General features: G+C 67.9%; 12 protein-coding genes. 5 read left to right on the forward strand and 7 right to left on the reverse strand.

The features are described from left to right. Complete coding sequence (locus FJQ56_RS09765; protein ID WP_211350822.1) at nt 1-936, reverse strand: serine/threonine-protein kinase; 936 nt, start codon at nt 934-936, stop codon at nt 1-3. 221 nt (nt 937-1157) lie between these two features. Here FJQ56_RS09765 and rpsF point away from each other — a divergent pair, with 221 nt between their 5' ends. From rpsF to rplI, 4 genes are all read left to right on the forward strand, one after another. Next, nucleotides 1158-1463: a 30S ribosomal protein S6 gene (gene rpsF / locus FJQ56_RS09770; protein WP_140009218.1), complete on the forward strand. Its 306-nt coding sequence runs from the start codon at nt 1158-1160 to the stop codon at nt 1461-1463. A 136-nt stretch (nt 1464-1599) separates the two neighbouring features. Beyond that, nucleotides 1600-2184, forward strand: coding sequence for a single-stranded DNA-binding protein (locus tag FJQ56_RS09775; RefSeq protein ID WP_140009219.1), 585 nt, complete (start codon nt 1600-1602; stop codon nt 2182-2184). 62 nt (nt 2185-2246) lie between these two features. Continuing rightward, nucleotides 2247-2483 carry a 30S ribosomal protein S18 gene (gene rpsR / locus FJQ56_RS09780; protein ID WP_056603689.1) on the forward strand — a complete coding sequence of 79 codons (237 nt, stop codon included), beginning with the start codon at nt 2247-2249 and terminating at the stop codon, nt 2481-2483. Nucleotides 2484-2498: 15 nt separating this feature from the next. Further along, nucleotides 2499-2945 (forward strand): 50S ribosomal protein L9, encoded by a 447-nt coding sequence (rplI, locus tag FJQ56_RS09785; RefSeq protein ID WP_140009220.1) that lies wholly within the window; start codon nt 2499-2501, stop codon nt 2943-2945. A gap of 159 nt (nt 2946-3104) precedes the next feature. Here the strand turns inward: rplI and FJQ56_RS09790 are convergent, their stop codons facing one another. After that, nucleotides 3105-3644 carry a hypothetical protein gene (locus FJQ56_RS09790; RefSeq protein ID WP_140009221.1) on the reverse strand — a complete coding sequence of 180 codons (540 nt, stop codon included), beginning with the start codon at nt 3642-3644 and terminating at the stop codon, nt 3105-3107. Continuing rightward, nucleotides 3641-4996: an MATE family efflux transporter gene (locus FJQ56_RS09795; protein WP_379142618.1), complete on the reverse strand. Its 1356-nt coding sequence runs from the start codon at nt 4994-4996 to the stop codon at nt 3641-3643. Before FJQ56_RS09795 ends, FJQ56_RS09790 begins: the two co-directional genes overlap by 4 nt. Before the next feature lie 452 nt (nt 4997-5448). On the opposite strand from FJQ56_RS09795, the gene dnaB reads away from it, so the two are divergent. Then, complete coding sequence (dnaB, locus tag FJQ56_RS09800) at nt 5449-6882, forward strand: replicative DNA helicase (protein WP_140009222.1); 1434 nt, start codon at nt 5449-5451, stop codon at nt 6880-6882. 99 nt (nt 6883-6981) lie between these two features. Here the strand turns inward: dnaB and FJQ56_RS09805 are convergent, their stop codons facing one another. The 4 genes from FJQ56_RS09805 to FJQ56_RS23060 all read right to left on the reverse strand — a co-directional run bounded on the left by FJQ56_RS09805 (nt 6982) and on the right by FJQ56_RS23060 (nt 14700). Next, nucleotides 6982-8250 (reverse strand): HipA domain-containing protein, encoded by a 1269-nt coding sequence (locus tag FJQ56_RS09805; protein WP_140009223.1) that lies wholly within the window; start codon nt 8248-8250, stop codon nt 6982-6984. Beyond that, entirely contained in the window at nt 8247-8786 is a 540-nt protein-coding gene (locus FJQ56_RS22140; protein WP_170215332.1) for a helix-turn-helix domain-containing protein, read from the reverse strand. Before FJQ56_RS22140 ends, FJQ56_RS09805 begins: the two co-directional genes overlap by 4 nt. A 488-nt stretch (nt 8787-9274) precedes the next feature. Beyond that, the gene (locus FJQ56_RS09815; protein WP_140009225.1) at nt 9275-9808 is read right to left on the reverse strand and encodes a hypothetical protein; all 534 of its coding nucleotides are present in this window, start codon (nt 9806-9808) and stop codon (nt 9275-9277) included. A 527-nt stretch (nt 9809-10335) separates the two neighbouring features. Next, the gene (locus FJQ56_RS23060) at nt 10336-14700 is read right to left on the reverse strand and encodes a polymorphic toxin-type HINT domain-containing protein (RefSeq protein ID WP_379148627.1); all 4365 of its coding nucleotides are present in this window, start codon (nt 14698-14700) and stop codon (nt 10336-10338) included. Between the last annotated feature and the right edge of the window lie 2264 nt (nt 14701-16964).

Here is a 16964-nt window from a genome sequence, read left to right on the forward strand (position 1 = left end):
TCAGCGACCGGCCAGCAGCCACACCGTCGTGGAGGTCGTCGCCGCGGAGGCGAGGAACCCGGTGGTGAGCAGCCAGGCGGGCGCGACCGGCCGAGCGTGCCCGGGGCGTCGTACGGCGGCGGGGACGGGGACGACGCCCGGACCGCACCGGTCGGGGACCCGCGGCCACCGCAGCGGACGGACCACACCGAGCATGTCGAGGCGGTGCCGCGCCTCGCGGGCCGAGGCCGGCCGCCGGTCGGGATCGGGCTGCACCAGGTCGGCGACCAGCTCGTCGAGGGGCCCGGGGGCCCGGCCCAGGAGCCGCCGGGCGGTGACCCCGGCGGCGTAGAGGTCCTGGCGCGGGTCGGGGGCCGCGCCGGCCAGCTGCTCGGGCGCGGCGAAGCCGGGGGTGCCGAGGGGCCCGTCGTCGTGGGGTCGCCCCACCACCGCGGCCACCCCGAAGTCGCCCAGGCGCAGGTGCGGTCGGCCGTGTCCGGTCGACTCGAGCAGCAGGTTGGCGGGCTTGACGTCGCGGTGGACGACGCCCGCGGCGTGCACCGCGGCAAGGGCGTCGAGCAGCTGGCCCAGCAGCACCGCGACGTACGACGCCCCGAACGGCTCACCGCGCCGCGCGGCGACCAGGTCGGCCAACGACCCGCCGCCGAACAGGTCCATCGTGAGCGCCACCCGGTCGTCGTCGGCGATCCAGCCGGTCGGCGCCGCGACGTGCGGGTGGGTGATCCGCACCGACTGCTCGCGCACGAAGCACCCCAGCCGGGCGGACGGGCGGTGGTCACCGGGGTCCGGGGCCCGGGCGTGCGCGCGCAGGAGCTTGACGGCGACGAAGCGCTGCTCGCGCAGGTCCCAGGCCCGGTGCACCGTGCCGGTCGCACCGGCGCCGAGCTCCTCGAGCAGGTGGTAGCGCCCGGCGAGGGGCGGGTCGGCGTACGGCACGCGTCCGACGGTGCCACGGGACGGGGACGGCCGTCGGGCGTCATCCACAGGCTCGCACCGCCTCTGGCCCGACCGGGATTGCGCGGCCACGGCGCGGCGCTGTTAATCTTCCCTGTCCTCGTCCGCGCCCACCGACGGGTCTGCAACGGGACGATCGATGCTCCACCCTCCTGCCACGGAGAGACCGTGGCCGCTGAAGTCCACAGGAGGTCACGACCACAGTGCGTGCCTACGAAGTGATGGTCATCCTCGAGCCCAGCCTCGAGGAGCGGACCGTCGAGCCGTCGCTCGACAAGTACCTCAACGTCATCCGCAACGATGGCGGAACCGTCGACAAGATCGAGGTCTGGGGCCGTCGTCGCCTCGCCTACGAGATCAAGAACGCCGACGGCGTCAAGAACGCCGAGGGCATCTACGCCGTCATCAACCTGCAGGCCGAGCCGGCCACGGTCAAGGAGTTCGACCGTCAGCTCGGGCTCAACGACTCGATCCTGCGCACCAAGGTGATGCGTCCCGACGCTCACTGAGCGTCGTACCAGCACCATCTGCCACCCCGCCGGGGCCGTCCTGTGGATGAGCACTGGCGACTGTCGGTACCGCGCGTCACGATGAGCGCACACCGACAGCTGCAGGACCAACCGAGAGCACCCAAGGGAGACTGACATGGCCGGCGAGACCGTCATCACCGTGGTCGGCAACATCACCGACGACCCGGAGCTGCGCTTCACCCCCTCCGGCGCGGCGGTGGCCAACTTCACGGTCGCCTCCACGCCCCGCACGTTGAACAAGCAGACCAACGAGTGGGAGGACGGCGAGGCCATGTTCCTGCGCTGCTCCATCTGGCGCCAGGCGGCCGAGAACGTCGCCGAGTCGCTCCAGAAGGGCGCGCGGGTCATCGTCAACGGCCGGATGCGGGCCCGTTCGTGGGAGGACCGCGAGGGCAACAAGCGCACCTCCTTCGAGATCGACGTGGACGAGATCGGCCCGTCGCTCAAGTTCGCGACCGCCAAGGTCGTCCGTGCCGGCCGCTCCGGCGGCGGGGGCGGCGGCAGCTACTCCGGTGGAGGCGGCGGCGGCAACGCCGGCGGCTACTCCGGCGGTGGCGGCGGCGGTCAGGCCGACGACCCGTGGTCCAGCCCGGCTCCCAGCCAGGGCGCGCCGTCCGGCGGCGGTCAGGGTGGCGGACGTCCGCCGGCCAACGACCCGTGGGCTGCTCCCGGCGTGGGCTCCGAGGAGCCCCCGTTCTAACTCCATCCATCCAACCTCAACCATTCCGGCGCGAGCCGGGCTTCTAGAGAGGAAGCACCACAATGGCCAAGGCAATCCTGCGCAAGCCCAAGAAGAAGGTCTGCCAGTTCTGCAAGGAGAAGGCGACCGGTGTCGACTACAAGGACACCACCCTGCTCCGCAAGTTCATCTCCGACCGCGGCAAGATCCGCGCGCGTCGGGTCACCGGCAACTGCGTCCAGCACCAGCGCGACGTGGCCATCGCGGTCAAGAACGCCCGCGAGCTGGCCCTGCTGCCCTACACCAGCACCGGCCGCTGAGAGGAGTCGACTGACATGAAGCTCATCCTCACCCAGGAGGTCGACGGCCTCGGTTCGCCCGGCGACATCGTCGAGGTCAAGGACGGCTACGGCCGCAACTACCTCATCCCGCGCAACGTCGCGGTGCGATGGACCCGTGGTGGCCAGAAGCAGGTCGACTCCATCAAGGCCGCCCGCGCCAGCCGCTCGGTGCGCGACCAGACCCACGCCGACCAGATCAAGGCCAAGCTCGAGGCCGCCCCGGTCGACGTCAAGGTCCGCTCCGGCGCCAACGGCCGCCTGTTCGGCACCGTGACGATCGGCGACCTGGCCGAGGCGCTGACCGAGGTCTCCGGCGAGACGCTCGACAAGCGCACGATCGTGGTCACCAACCCGATCAAGTCGCTCGGTGCCCACACCATCGCGGTCAAGCTCCACGACGACGTCTCGGCGACCGTGTCGCTCAACGTCATCCCCGCCTGACGCAGCTCGCTGCCACGGCTCTCGACGGCCGCTCCTCCGGAACTCCGGTGGGGCGGCCGTCGTGCTGTGGTGGGTGGGCTCGGACCGGGTGGGGTGCGGGGTGGGGTAGGTGCGTCATACGCGGCGGTAGCCCGAGGCACCGGACCGTATGACGTCCGGCTAGTCGGCGGGGGCGCCGGCCCACGACCGGCCCGAGTGCACCGACAACAACACGATCATCACCGTCGGCACCAGGCCGACGAGCAGGCCGGCCAGGACGTCGAGCCCGTCGAGCCCGCCGCCGAAGATCAGCACCGGCAGCGCGACGACCGCGCCGAGGCCGAGGGCGATGCTGCGCCACCAGGCCGCGGCGCCCCGATCGCCGGCGGCCGCCGCGGTGCGCGACAGCGCGTGGGCGAGCAGCAGGTAGCAGCCGAACTGGGGCAGGTTGACCAGCCACGCGATCGACTCGTCGGCACCGTCCAGGTCGTCGAGGGCGTCCACGAACGCCGGGACCCACAGCGGGACCGACACGACCCCGGCGAGCACGCCGAGCCACAGCAGCGTCGTCCGCAGCTCCACCGTCGGCGGCAGCCGACGCAGGCCCACGACGACCAGCACCCAGCCGAGGGGGTTGGCCAGCACGTCGTAGCCGTCGCCCACGACCACCAGCAGCAGGATCACCGCCATGCCCAGGGCGATCGACTGCAGTGGCCTCACGCCGCCAGGGTAGGACCGGTGCGCAGCCAGGCGTCGCCCCGGGCCCGGCGTAGCAGCGTCACCAGTCGCCCGGTCATGAAGAGCCCGGCGAAGAGCACCCACACGCTGACCAGGCCGGCGTCCCACCAGGCGGCGGCTGCGAGGGTCAGCGGCGCGTAGACCGCGGCGACCGCCAGGCCCGCCCAGGCCAGGTAGCGTCCGTCCCCCGCCCCGATGAGGACCCCGTCGAGGACGAAGACCACCCCGGCGATCGGCTGGCCGATCGCCGCGACGATCAGTACCGGCACGAGCAGGCCCGGCACGTCCGGGTCGTCGGTGAACAGCGGCGCCAGCAGCGGGCTGGCCGCAGCGAGCAGCACGCCGGTGACCAGGCCGCTGGCCCAGCCCCAGGTCACCATCCGGCGGGTCAGGGCGCGGGTGCCCTCGACGTCGCCGGCACCCAGCGCGCGCCCGGTGATGGCCTGGGCGGCGATCGCGATGGCGTCCAGCACGAACGCCAGGAGCCCCCACAGGGTCATCGCGAGCTGGTGCGTCGCGACCTCGTCGGGTCGTCCGCCGGCGCCGAGGGCGACGGCGTACGTCGTGACGAGCAGCGCGGCGCGCAGCGTCAGGGTGCGTACGACGAGGGCGACGCCCGCCCGCGCGGCCGACAGCACCCCCGCGAGGTCCGGGCGCAGCGGCGCGTGGTGGCGGCGGGCCCCGCGCACGACGACGTACGCCAGGGCGAGGGCGGAGACGACCTGGGCGATGACCGAGCCCCACGCCGAGCCCGCGATCCCGAGGCCGTCGATCGACCCGACGCCGTACACGAGCACGACGTTGAGGACCACGTTGAGCGCGTTGCCGCCCACGGCGACGACCAGTGGGGTGCGGGTGTCCTGCAGCCCGCGCAGCACGCCGGTGGCAGCGAGCATGACGAGCAGCGGAGCGGTGCCGAGGAAGGCGATGCGCAGGTAGGTGACGGCGGACGCCGCGACGTCGGCCTCGACCCCGAAGGCGGCGACGAGCGGCTCAGTGAGCGTCACCCCGACGACGGTCAGGACGGCGCCGAGGCCGATCGCCAGCCAGATGCCGTCCAGGCCGAGGGCGAGCGCGCCGCGGCGGTCGCCGGCACCCAGGAGTCGGGCCACCCCGGCCGTGGTGCCGTAGGCGAGGAACACGCACAGCCCGACCGCGGTCTGCAGGACGGCGGCGGCGATGCCGAGACCGGCGAGCTGGGCGGTGCCGAGGTGTCCCACGACGGCGGCGTCGGTGAGCAGGAACAGCGGCTCGGCGACCAGGGCCAGGAAGGCCGGGCCGGCGAGCCGCAGGATCTCCCGGTCGGTCCCGCGCAGCCTGCCCACCGCTAGCACACTAGTGAGGTGGGTGTCCGGGAATCGGCACCAGGTGCCCGGTGGAAAACTCACCCTCCTCTGTGGATGAGCGTCCTGGCGGGCCGCGGTGTCGACATACCGGCAGGACACACCGGGGTGGACTCGAGATGAACGAGATTTCCGGTGAGAGTTTTCCCTCCACACGGTGTGGTACGACGTCTGCGCAGGTCAGAGCCGCTTTTCACACTCACCGCCGACACTCGTCCACAGGCTCCTCCCCAGGCTGTGCACACCATCGTGCGTGTCGTCCACGGCGAGTCGCGAGTTATCCACAGGGCCCTGTGGACGACTCGCTGTCCCCGGCGGCGTCCGGACCCTAGGTTCGACGCAGATCCCCCGGCGGGGCGCATCGTCGCCCGGCGTTCCTGGGGGAGGTCGCCCCTACGGTCGGTCTCACCAGTCCACCCACCAGCCATCTCGCGGGAGCGTGCGTGAGCCTCACCGAGTCCGACAACCGGGGCTTCCCCGAGCCGCCGTCCTACGACGGTCCTGGTGACCCCTGGGGCGACGGTCCCGCCGCCTATGAGCCCGGCCAGGCGCCGCGCTCGGCCGGCGACCGCACCCCGCCGCAGGACATGGCCGCCGAGCAGTCGGTCCTGGGCTCGATGCTGATCTCGAAGGACGCCGTCGCCGAGGTCTCCGAGGTGCTCAGCGGCAACGACTTCTACCGGCCCAGCCACGAAGTCATCCACGACGTGATCATCGACCTGTTCGGCCGGGGCGAGCCGGTCGACATGATCACCGTCGCCGCCGAGCTGCAGCGCCGTGGCGAGCTGGCCAAGGTCGGTGGCGCGTCCTACCTCCACACGCTGGCCGCCAACGTCCCGATCGCCGCCAACGCCGAGTTCTACGCCCAGATCGTCCACGAGAAGGCGATCCTGCGGCGGCTGGTCGAGGCCGGCACCCGCATCGCCCAGTTCGGCTACGCCGGCGAGGGCCAGGTCGACGACATCGTCGACCGCGCCCAGGCCGAGATCTACCAGATCACCGACAAGCGCAGCTCCGACGACTACTCCCCGCTCAGCGACATCATGGAGGGCGTCCTCGACGAGATCGAGGCGATCTCCAACCGCGACGCCGGCCTCTACGGCGTCCCGACCGGGTTCGCCGACCTCGACGACCTCACCAACGGTCTCCACTCTGGCCAGATGATCATCGTCGCGGCGCGGCCGGCCATGGGCAAGTCGACCCTGGCCCTCGACCTGTGCCGCTCGGCGTCGATCGCCAACAACATGACCAGCTGCTTCTTCAGCCTCGAGATGACGCGCTCCGAGATCACCATGCGGTTGCTGTCGGCCGAGGCCAAGATCCCGCTCAACCACATCCGCAACGGCAACATGCAGGAGGGCGACTGGGACAAGCTCGCCCGCCACATGGGCAAGGTGTCGTCGGCGCCGATGTTCATCGACGACAGCCCCAACATGACGATGATGGAGATCAGGGCCAAGGCACGCCGGCTCAAGCAGCGCCACGACCTCAAGCTCATCGTCATCGACTACATGCAGCTGATGAGCTCGGGCCGCAAGGTCGAGTCCCGCCAGCTCGAGGTCTCGGAGTTCTCCCGCCAGATCAAGCTGCTGGCCAAGGAGCTCGAGCTGCCGATCATCGCGCTCTCCCAGCTCAACCGTGGTCCCGAGCAGCGCGCCGACAAGCGCCCCATGATGAGCGACCTGCGTGAGTCCGGCTCGCTCGAGCAGGACGCCGACATGGTGATTCTGCTGCACCGCGACGACGTCTACGAGAAGGAGTCGACCCGCCCCGGCGAGGCCGACCTGATCGTCGCCAAGCACCGCAACGGCGCCACTCGCGACATCACCGTGGCCTTCCAGGGCCACTACTCGCGCTTCGTCGACATGGCCCACTGATGTGCGCCGTGGTCGCGGCAGCCGTCGGGATCACCGGAGTCGTCACCACTCCCTCACCGTCGTCCACCTATGCGTGCCGGAGCGTGGCCGCCAGGGTCGTCAGCTCCGATCAGATGCATCCCTGACGAGCGCTTCGACGCGGGCCTGAACATGGTCCCAAGCGTGCTCTGTGACGCCTGGATGAGAGCCAGTCTCACGCTCAGCCAGCAAGGCGGCGCCCAAGCTCGCCAAGGTCTCGACGATGGTGGCAGTGGCTCGAGGGACTGGGAGCCCCCACGACCTGCTCTCGGCCTGCAGGTCGCTGACACCTATGTCGTCGAAGTAGTTCTTGCCGTTGATCTGCATCGCGACCTGTCCGTTGTGGTCTGGCGCGTGCAGGTGCATGGAGACGTCGTAGGCCGGCGCCAGGATCACTCGACCGGTCGGCGACCGCAGGAACGAGAGGTTCTTGGCGTGCATGTCGGTGTTGCCGAGGGCGAAGTTGAATGTCACGAGGGCAAGGAGGGGGTCGGTGGTGGAACCCGAGGCTTCAAGAACTCGTGCTGCATGTCCGAGCGACGGCATCGTTGCTGCGCCGCGTTGAAGCTTGCGGTTCGCGTCGCCGGTGTTCAGTCCGATCGCCTGGGCCAGGTCCTCTTGGTGGACGCGCCCGATCGTTCCGTCTGCGAGAACGCGACGGTCGTAGCGAGGCACGGCAATGGCTCGCATGTCGCCGAGGTGGAGTATCTCGGCGGTGATGTTGCCCAGTCCGATGCGTGCTGCGCACGCCAACGCCAGCACTTCGGTGTCGATGACGTCGGCGGCTGGGCCGTCTGCGTCGTGAGAGCGCTTGATGATCCATGTCGAGGGCGCGCCGCCACGGCATGCAAGCCACCCTTGCTCATCTCGGTGGAGAAGGATCTTCGGGACCATCCCGGGCAGGGACGAGAAGGAGTCTCGAGCATCGAGGCGCCCGGTATGGCGGCTGGCTTTCGAGAGTCGTTCAGCGACGTATGTCTGGTCGAGGGGCACGTACTGCGCGTGAGCGGGCGTGGGGGATGCGTCTTCGCCGACGACGATGATCGCTCCGGCGATGTCGCGTCCGTAGGTCGCGATGAGACCGAACGTGTCGTCGCTGTCGACGCCAGCCTCGACGGCGTGGTGTGTCCGCGATTGGCCTTCAGGTAGGTAGCCGTCCAAGAACGCCTTGACCGCACCTGGGTAGGCGTGGGCACCCACGGGCAAGAGGTTGCTGACGACCCGGCTCCCCTCGCCCCATCGGTCGATCGCCTCTGTCGTCCACTCGAGTTGGGGCAGGTCGCGGCGGGTTCGGGTCAGGCGGGCGGCTCGGGTGTCGTACAGCCACAGATCCAGGGCGTCGGCGGTCATGTCGGTGCGGACTCGGCCTGGGTGGCCGCGACGTCAGGCTGGGGCGGCGGTTCGTTGCTCTCGGGTGTGTCGAAGTCGTGGAAGAACGCGTCGACAGCATTCCTCGCTGCCTGGTTGTGTCCGTAGACGAGACCGCCCCACGCGCCTCCCGGGGGATCGTCGGCATCCGGTGTGGGACGTGGGGCGCTCGTGCCAGCCGCAGGTCCCTTGGTGTCAGCAGTTGGCGCCGCCGGTGGCTTCGGTGAGGTCTCGACCTGAGCGTGCAGGGGCTCGTTGCCGCCGAAGGTGGTGTCAGCCCTGGGAACGGTCTCGAGTCGGAGCTCCACGTCAAGCTCGCGAAGGAGCGCGAAGAGGCGGGTGTAGGCGAGTGTGTCCTTGCCGGCCTCGATCTCGTGAAGGTACCGCGGGGGGATGCCCAGGTGGGCGGCTAGCTCCTGCTGCTTCCAACCAAGTTCGCTGCGGCGCTTCGCGAGGAACCTGCCTAAGTCGTCCGGGGTGTGCGCGATGGCCCACCGGCGCTCTGCTCGTGGCTCCACGTTCCACCTCTCCCGCGTATATACGCAGACTAGTCGGATCTGTGAATATGCACAACCATGCCTGGCGTTGCGATAACCACAAGCTGGCATGAGATGCGGATATTGACGCTCTCCCTGGACCGCCGGCCACTCATCAGTGCGTCGTGGCGCCCAGCGGTGGCCAGCTTGGAGGGCCGCGAACAGGGTCGTGGTGCGGTTGGCGGCCATACTGGTGGGAGCGGCGTTCAACACGGCCTTCCCGTATGGGCCGGACCTGCACCGTCCGATCGACCAGGTGACACCGCAGTCTCTACGGCCCATTCAGGAGCCCGCCACGCCCTCATGTTCGGACTGAGAGGTGGAGGCATCCGGCTCGTCAGCTCCTCGGCGAACGTCGAGCGTCCCCGACGCTCGGCTCGCCGCAGACTGCGCGATGCATGGCGTCAGCCACGTCGGACGGCTTCGAGCCGGCGCCGCCTCAGTGGCCGTCCACGAGAGACGCGCCAAGGTCACTCGCGGTGATCGGGCCATCGCGAGGCGGCGTGGGGGGCGATGGTCTGCGGTTCGCCGCCATCGGGGCGCCACTCCATCTCGATGTCGTCGGCCACGATCAACCACCGCGCAGTGTCGCTCGCCAGGTGCCACTCAACCTCGTGGACCAGGTGCCCTGCATCATCGAGCCGCAACTCGTCGTATCGCCAGTCCGCGTGTCCTGTCGAGACGCTCGTGGTGTCAAGCCGATAGTTGTGAACCGTCGGGTACTTCAGGACGATGAGTCCATCGTCGTGCGCCCCCCGAAGAGTTACCTGGATCGAGACGATTCTGTTGTGCCAATGCAGGTCTCCCGAACCTGGACGCTCAGAAATCGAGGTGGCCTCGAGACGCGAACCGTGCGGGCCCCGATGGTCGAAGGGACCGAAGTACCAATCCGACTGCGCCAACTGAAGCGCGCCTGCGGGAAATTGCGCGGCGTTCGCCGCGACATAGTCCCGGTAGGCCGCGAAGCCTTCGTCAGTGCGGCCGTCAGACTGCAACAAAAACATGACATCAACCTCCCATCTGGGCGCCTCAGGCGCAACCTACCGTGCGACCCATAGCGAATCTGGCGACGAGCTCATCTCACTCCGAACGTCGAGACGAAGTTGACAGGCACTTGTCCACGAAAGGTAATCAGTGCGGTCTCAAGGCTGGTCGCGGTGAGAGTGAAAGGCAGGTAAACGTCGACTCCCCTCAATGCGCAGGTTCGTTGATTCTATCAACCACCATGCCTACGGCAATTCCACAACGTCGACAAGACTCGGAATTTCGGGACGCCGCCGCAGTGATGGCACGAGAGCCCCCGCATCTGCGACAGCGTCATAACGAAGGAATCCGCGCGTACAGGTCGTCAAACAATTTCACTCGGGAATCCCTCACGCGGCAGTGCGCGAAGAAGTTGCGATGTTGGGATAGGTCGCAATTTGTCGGACTCCCATAGGCAGCTGGCTGGCTTACAGAAAAAGCGCCATATAGTTTCGAGGTCTCTTGAGAGCCTGTCACTACCCGCCCTCGATAAATCTTGTTGGGTTAATTAGCACGCTTCTCCTACATGCGGACGCTTCCACGAATCGCCCTGGATTGACTCGTCCTGCCCAAGTCGACCCGACTTCCGAAGGAAGTCGACCGCAACCCCCTTCAACCGGTTCTCCACCGAGTCGTTCAACCTCATATCGGCCGAGTGTCCGTGCTTGCCAATCCATCCATTGCTTCCATAGATTCCGACCTCAATTCCCTTTCTGAAGACATGCACCTCGAAATATGCCTGCCCGCCAGAAGAAGGGAACGTATCAATCCTGCCCCTATAGTCCCCGGAGATGTTGAATTCCTCGTCATCACCATCATTGTGAACAAGTACGCCTCGAGTTCCGACGAAATAGGTGTGCATTCCGTCGACCGTCAGATTGTAAGCCAATGCGTTCATCCGAGTGCTGACGTCGATTGGACTAGTCACCCGCAGCAGCCTCGAGTCTGAACCAACTACGACTTCACCCAATTCTAGATCCTGTGCTTGCTCAAACTTTTGGTCGGTTTCGGACCAAAATGGATGATCCTCGGTCGTGAGAAGCCCCTGCCCGTCGATCTCCAGTTCGAACAGGTCGTCGTGGTGGACCCAGACATGGGTCACCTTCCGCAATCCCGTCCTACCGGTATTCGGATCACCGGCGAGGACGATGTCACCGACTAGAATCGCATTAATCGGCTTCCTCGACCCGTCCGCCATCAATACCACCGTACTCCCCGAGAACGACATGCAGCCGTTCCTTTGCGTCTCTGGAGCATCAACCTGATTGGGTGCGTCTGGTAGGTCCGGAGTGGATGGTGCAGCCTTCAGGGCGTCCTTAAGGATGCTGGCGGCTTTGGCTCCGAGGATGGTGGAGACGAGGTCGCCGCCGACGGAGACGAGGAGCTTGCCGAGGGCTTGGCCCATCGCGAACTCGTTGTGGTCGTTCCAGGCGTTGATGATGGCTTTGAAGTCGTCGAAGTGGGTGACGCTCTTTACGACCGTTTTAAAGAAGGCGATCGGGTTCGGGGGGTGCTTGATGAGGTTCTTGAGGCCCTCGACGATCTTGGAGGGGGTGATGGAGTCGATGAGCTCGATGGCACCTTGGCCGGCTCCGGCGATGAATCCGTCCATGAAGCTGGGTGGCGGGGGCTTGCTGTTGTAGCTGCTGCCGTGTCGGCCGCCGTCGGCATTAGTCGCCAGGTGCATGAGCCCGCTGGCGTCGGTGAAGTTGACGGGGTTGTTGCTGGCGTAGGTGTAGCCGTTGGCGGCTTGTGGGTCGTTGGGGCTCAGGACCGGGTCGACGCTGGTGAAGCGTCCGATGCTGGGGTCGTAGAGCCGCGCGCCCATGTCGACCAGTGAGGTGGTCGCGTTGGCTGGTTGGTTCAAGAAGGTGCGAGACCCAGGCAGGGTGCCGGGTGCGGCTCCTCCGGAGTTGGCCAGGGTGTTGCCGAAGGGGTCGAGGTAGCGCCGGCTGACGGCCCATCCGTTGACGGGGTCGACGGAGACCTGGTTGCTCCCGGCGATGTCGGGGATGACGTACTTCGCAGCCGACTTGCCTTCCCGGATCGCGACGTTGCGGCCGTTGAAGGAGTAGTACTTCGTCACCGCGAGAGTGCCGTCGCTGGCTGCCTTCACCTCCTGGCCGGGCAGGTAGAGGGTGGTGGAGGTGGGGTCCTTGCGGAGCAGGACCTCACCCTCGGCGTCCTCGACGTAGGTGCTCGTCCCACCCGGGGTGGCGACACTGGCGAGCGCACCCTCGGGGCCATAGGCGAAGTTGGTGGTCCCAGCCGAGGTCACCCGGGTCTTCATGGCGCCGTCAGCGTTGTAGGTGTACGACGTGGACGCGGTGCCGTTGACCTTCGTGCTGGCCAGGGCATGGACCCGGCCACCAGCACCCATGGTGTAGCTGATGCTGGAGTCGGTGCCACCGCTGAGCAGGGTGTGCTTGACCCGGCTGGTCCGGCTGCCGCCCGCGTCGTAGTCGAATGTCAGCCAGTACGGCTGGGGGCCGCCTACCTTGGACGTGGTGTCGGTGTCGGCGGGGTTGGTGGCGCAGTCGTCGGTGGACGACCAGGCACCGACGAGCTGACGGATGCCGTCGTAGTCGAAGCACTGCGTCTGGACGGGCCCCCCGGTCAGGCTGCCCTGCTGGTTGACCGTCTTGATGATGTTGCCGGCAGCGTCGTAGCTGTATTTGGTCGCCTCGATCTGTGGTGCCGCCAAGGTGCTGCCCGAGAAGCTCGTGGAGATGATGTTGCGGGTCTTGGCATCGCGCTCCCAGATCATCGTCATGGTCTCGTTGTTGGTCTCGAGGACCTGACGGCTGGGTTCGCCGTACGGCGTGTAGTCGGCCTGGGTGACGTAGGAGTTCTGCCCGTACATCGACGTCGGGTTGCCCAGGGCGTCGTAGCTGTAGGTGAGGGTCTCGGGGTAGAGGCCCTTGGTCCCGTCGAGGGTCGAGGCGTAGGTGGAGGTCGCCAGCAGGTTGGTCTTAGTGAAGGTCTGGCTGCTGGTGTAGGCGGTCTTGAACCCGGAGTCGGAGAGCCCCACGGTGGTGCCGAGGGCATTGCCGCGTGAGTCGTAGCCGGTGACGGTGCGGGTGTAGGTCGAGCCGTTCTCGACGCTGGTCGAGGAGGTCGGCATGCCGACCATCAAGGTGTCGTAGTCCCAGCTGGCCAGCACGGCCCCGGTGACCGATCCGGTGCGGCGGGTGAGGGGACGCCCGAGCGCGTCGTAGGTGTAGGCCACGACGCGGTTGGCCGCGTCTGTGCGGGTCCTGACCTCGCCCGTGTCGTAGAACTCGGTCTGGGTGTTGCCGGAGTCAGGACTGACCGCAGAGGTCACTCGACCGAGCAGGTCGTAGGTGTTGGTCCAGGTCGCCTCCTTGCCGGTGACGCCGTAGGCGGTGTCCTGCTGGAGCTGCTGTCCGATGCTGTCGTAGACGTACCTCTGACGCTGCTTGGTGCCCCCGGAGACCACGTTGCCGTTGACGGTGGGCGGGGTGAGGTACTGGTCGAACCAGACCTGGTTTCCTCGGCCGTTGACGATGGCGGTGGTGGTGACCCCGCCCGCGGGTTGGATGGTCGTGACCCGGTCGCCGCCGTAGATGGTGCGAGTGGTCGAGGTGATCGTGCTGGCCCGCTTGCGCCCGGTCACGACGGTGGGTCGCCCGGCCGGGTCGTAGGTCGTGGTCTTCCAGTCGTCGATGCCCGAGGGCGTGGTGCCGATGAGCTTGGTCTCAGGGGCGCCCGCGGTGTACCAGTGGTCGTAGGACTTCACCGACCATCCGTGGGAGTCGGTGAAGTTGTCGGTGACCACGCGGCCTCCGCCGGCTGCGTCGGCCTGAGCCTGACGGATCTCACCGAACGCGTCGTAGATGACGACGCGGGTCTGGTAGGAGAGGGCGGCGCCGTTGCCGCGGTCGACGAGGGTCTTGCTGGTGACCATGATCGGCTCGTCAGGGCGGACCAGGTAGGTGTAGGTCTCGGTGGCGGGGTCCGTGCCCCTGGTCTGACCGGGGCGCCACACCGAGGTGAGGCGTCCCAGGGCGTCGTACTCGCCCTCGGTGACCAGGCCCGCGACGTCGGTGGTCTTGGTCGCGTTGCCGCGGGCAGGGTCGAACCAGGTCCGGGTGCTGTGGGTGGACAGCGGCAGGGTGGTCTGGATGTCACGCAGGGCGCCACGACCGGACGGGTTGTAGGTCGTGGTGGTGGTTCGGGTGCTGGGACTCGCATCGGGGTTGTTCACGGTGCTGCTCAGCGGGCGCCCGTAGGGGTCGTAGTCGGCGGTGCTGCTGACCCAGTTAGGGGTGGACCCGGTGAGCGACTTCGCCGCGTCGCTTCGGGTGGCGTCGCCCTGGGTGACGGCTCCGAGCGTGCTGGATCCGTCGTAGTAGGTGCGACTGGCACGACGGATGGGCGGTGAGGGTGTGGCCTTGGTCGGGCACGTGTCCTCGTAGGTCGTGGTCTCGCGGGCCTTGTCACGCACCCACGTGGTGAGGTTCTCTGCGTAGGTCGTCTTGATGCAGCTGGTCGGGGCGCTACTGGCTGTCGAGGTAACCTCGACGGCGCGGCCCTGAGCGTCGTACTTCGAGGTCGTGCCGGACGTGGTGAACCCGCCGGCGGCCTTGGTGGTGTAGGTCGTGGAGGTAGAGGGACGCACCATCAGGGCCTTGACCGGGTCGAGGTCAGAACCGCGGCTCCGGGTTGCGGTGGTGGCGGCGATCGTGGAGGTCTGGATGGTCTTGGTGACCAGCTCGCCACCGACGCCGTTGAAGTACTGGGTCTCCAGTGTCTCGCCGGTGAAGGCGTCGTCGTCGTCGCGGTCGATGTTCTCGGAGTCCTTGATGGTGACCTGGCGGCGCCCACCGCCATACAGTCGGTCCTCGTCCATGCCGCGGTAGTAGAAGGCCTTGGACGACGTCCAGACGTCAGGGCTGCCGGAGGCGGCGCTGTTGGCGTTGCCGGTGCGGGTCTCCACTTGGGCGTAACCGCGGAACTGCGACCAGGTCCGGTACTTCGGTCGGAGCACCTCGTTGTCGTCGTAGTGCCAGGCGGGCGAGTTGAGGTAGTGGTAGGTGGTGATCCGGTCGGGCGCGGTGGCCTGGGCGTCTTCGACGTTGACCTGGGTGACGACGTACTTGTGGAAGTAGTCGAGGATCTCGTCCTCGTAGGGCGGGGTCCAGCGCACCGGGTAGCACTCGCTCGTGTTCTCGGAGACCGAGGCCGGCAGGGTCGAGGCAGTGCACAGGGGCTTGGCGCGGCCGGACTGACCGTCGTCGCCGCTGTAGCTGACGGAGATGGTCTGGCCGGTCTCGGTGTGGATGCCGTGGAGCCGCGAGCGGAACATGGGCGGGAGGTTGTGACTGTTCTCCACCCGGTTGGCGCGCCCGGACATGTCGAAGGTGACGGGCGGGCTGACGATCGGGGCTTCGCCGTTCCAGGCGGTGCGGGTGATGGAGTCCAGGAGCAGCTCGTCGCCGGTGTCGCCGCTGAAGTGCTGAACCAGGTCGTAGCTGTCGACCTTCTTGTTCTCGGTGCCGTCGAGGTACTTGGTGGTGATCGTGTCGAGGCGCTTGCGCGACCAGAACGTCGGGGCATGGTTGTCACAGGATCCGGTGGCCTTGCAGGCCTGATCGATCGGGACGTCAGGCCAACGCTCCGCGTTGGCGACCTTGAAGTCGTCCTCGTTGCAGGTCCTGCTCCCGGTGACGAAGCACCGCTCGGCGACGGTGAAGTCGATCCGCTGGGGCGACGAACCGCTGAACAGTCCGGCACCGGCGGTGTTGAGGCCGTAGCGGATCGAGGTGAGGTACCCACCGCGGTCGTAGCGGAGCCGGTCACCACTGGCGTCGGCGGCGTCGGCGGTCGAGGAGTAGTAGTTGCCTTCGACGGCGTAGTCGTAGACGGCAGCGTTGCCGTGGACGTCCTCGACGAGATCGAGGTTCCACCGGTAGGCCATGTCGCAGTGCGACTCGGCGAAGCCGGCGGTGTCGTAGCAGGGGTCGTCGGAGCGAGGGCTGTAGACGGGGACCGTCCACGCGGAGTCGGTTGCCTCGTCCGCAGTGGACCCGGGCAGCCGGCTCATCCCGAAGGTGTACCGGGTGCCGTCGGTGGTGGTGACCACCCAGTGCTCACCGGACCAGGCGCCGTTGTTCGCGCCGGTGAGCAGCTGGACACGCTCGCCGTCGTCGGAGTCTCCGTGCCACTCGCCGGTGTCGTCGTCCTTGACCAGCGAGGTGGTGGATCCGCCGGGCATGTGGAGGGTGACGATGGGACCGGCCCAACACAGGTCGTCGGTCTCCTTCGCGTCCGGCAGCGACTTGTCGTCCGCGCACGGCCGGTAGGTCCGCTCGAGGTAGCCGCCCTCGTAGGACCAGCCCTGGCCGACCCAGGAGCTCTGGTTGTTGGAGGTGGTGTTCTGACCGTCGACCATCTGCGAGCTGTAGCCCACGGAGGCATCCGGGGTCACGCCTTGCCCTGTTCCGGCGGCGGGCAGGGTCAGCGGGTACTCCCAGGCGAAGCCTCCGGTGGAGCCGGCCACTGCCCAGGAGCCGGATGCGGAGAGCGAGGTGGCCGTGAACGAGCCCTCGGCGCCGCTGGCGCCGGCCACGGCAGCCATCACCACCGCCGGGGCGGCACTCGTGGTCCCGCGGCTCTCGGCGGACCTCGGTGCCGACGAGTCGAGGCTGACCGTTGCGCTCAGGGTCTCGTCGTCGAAGTCGTTGGTTCCCTCGACGGGCTCGCTCTGACGACACTCAGGCACGCTCGGCGTCGTCAGGATGCAGGCTGGGTAGCTCACCAGGTGCAGTCGACTGCCCCAGGAGCCGCCCAGGGCGTCTGCGAACGTGCTGTAGTCGAGCTCCACCCTGGTCGAGCCGCCGGCGCCCGAGGTGGGTCGGAGCGTGAACATGACGCCGGGGACGGCTGCCCTGTCAGCAACCGTCTCTCCCAGCATCCGGACCTCGACGGTCGAGGACGATGCCGCCTTGGATGCCGCGGGGTTCGTGGGTGTGCCGCTCGCGCGCGGCAGCCCCACCCGCACCGGCAGGTCACCAGCCCTCGTCATTCGGCTCGTCCACGGCAGGGTCACGCGTGCTGAGCTCGCACCGGGAAGCTCGACGGCCGTCGACGGTCTCGAGTCCGGCGTCCTCTTGC

The sequence above is a fragment of the Nocardioides plantarum genome (genome assembly GCF_006346395.1).
In the GTDB taxonomy this organism is placed as follows: Bacteria; Actinomycetota; Actinomycetes; order Propionibacteriales; family Nocardioidaceae; genus Nocardioides; species Nocardioides plantarum.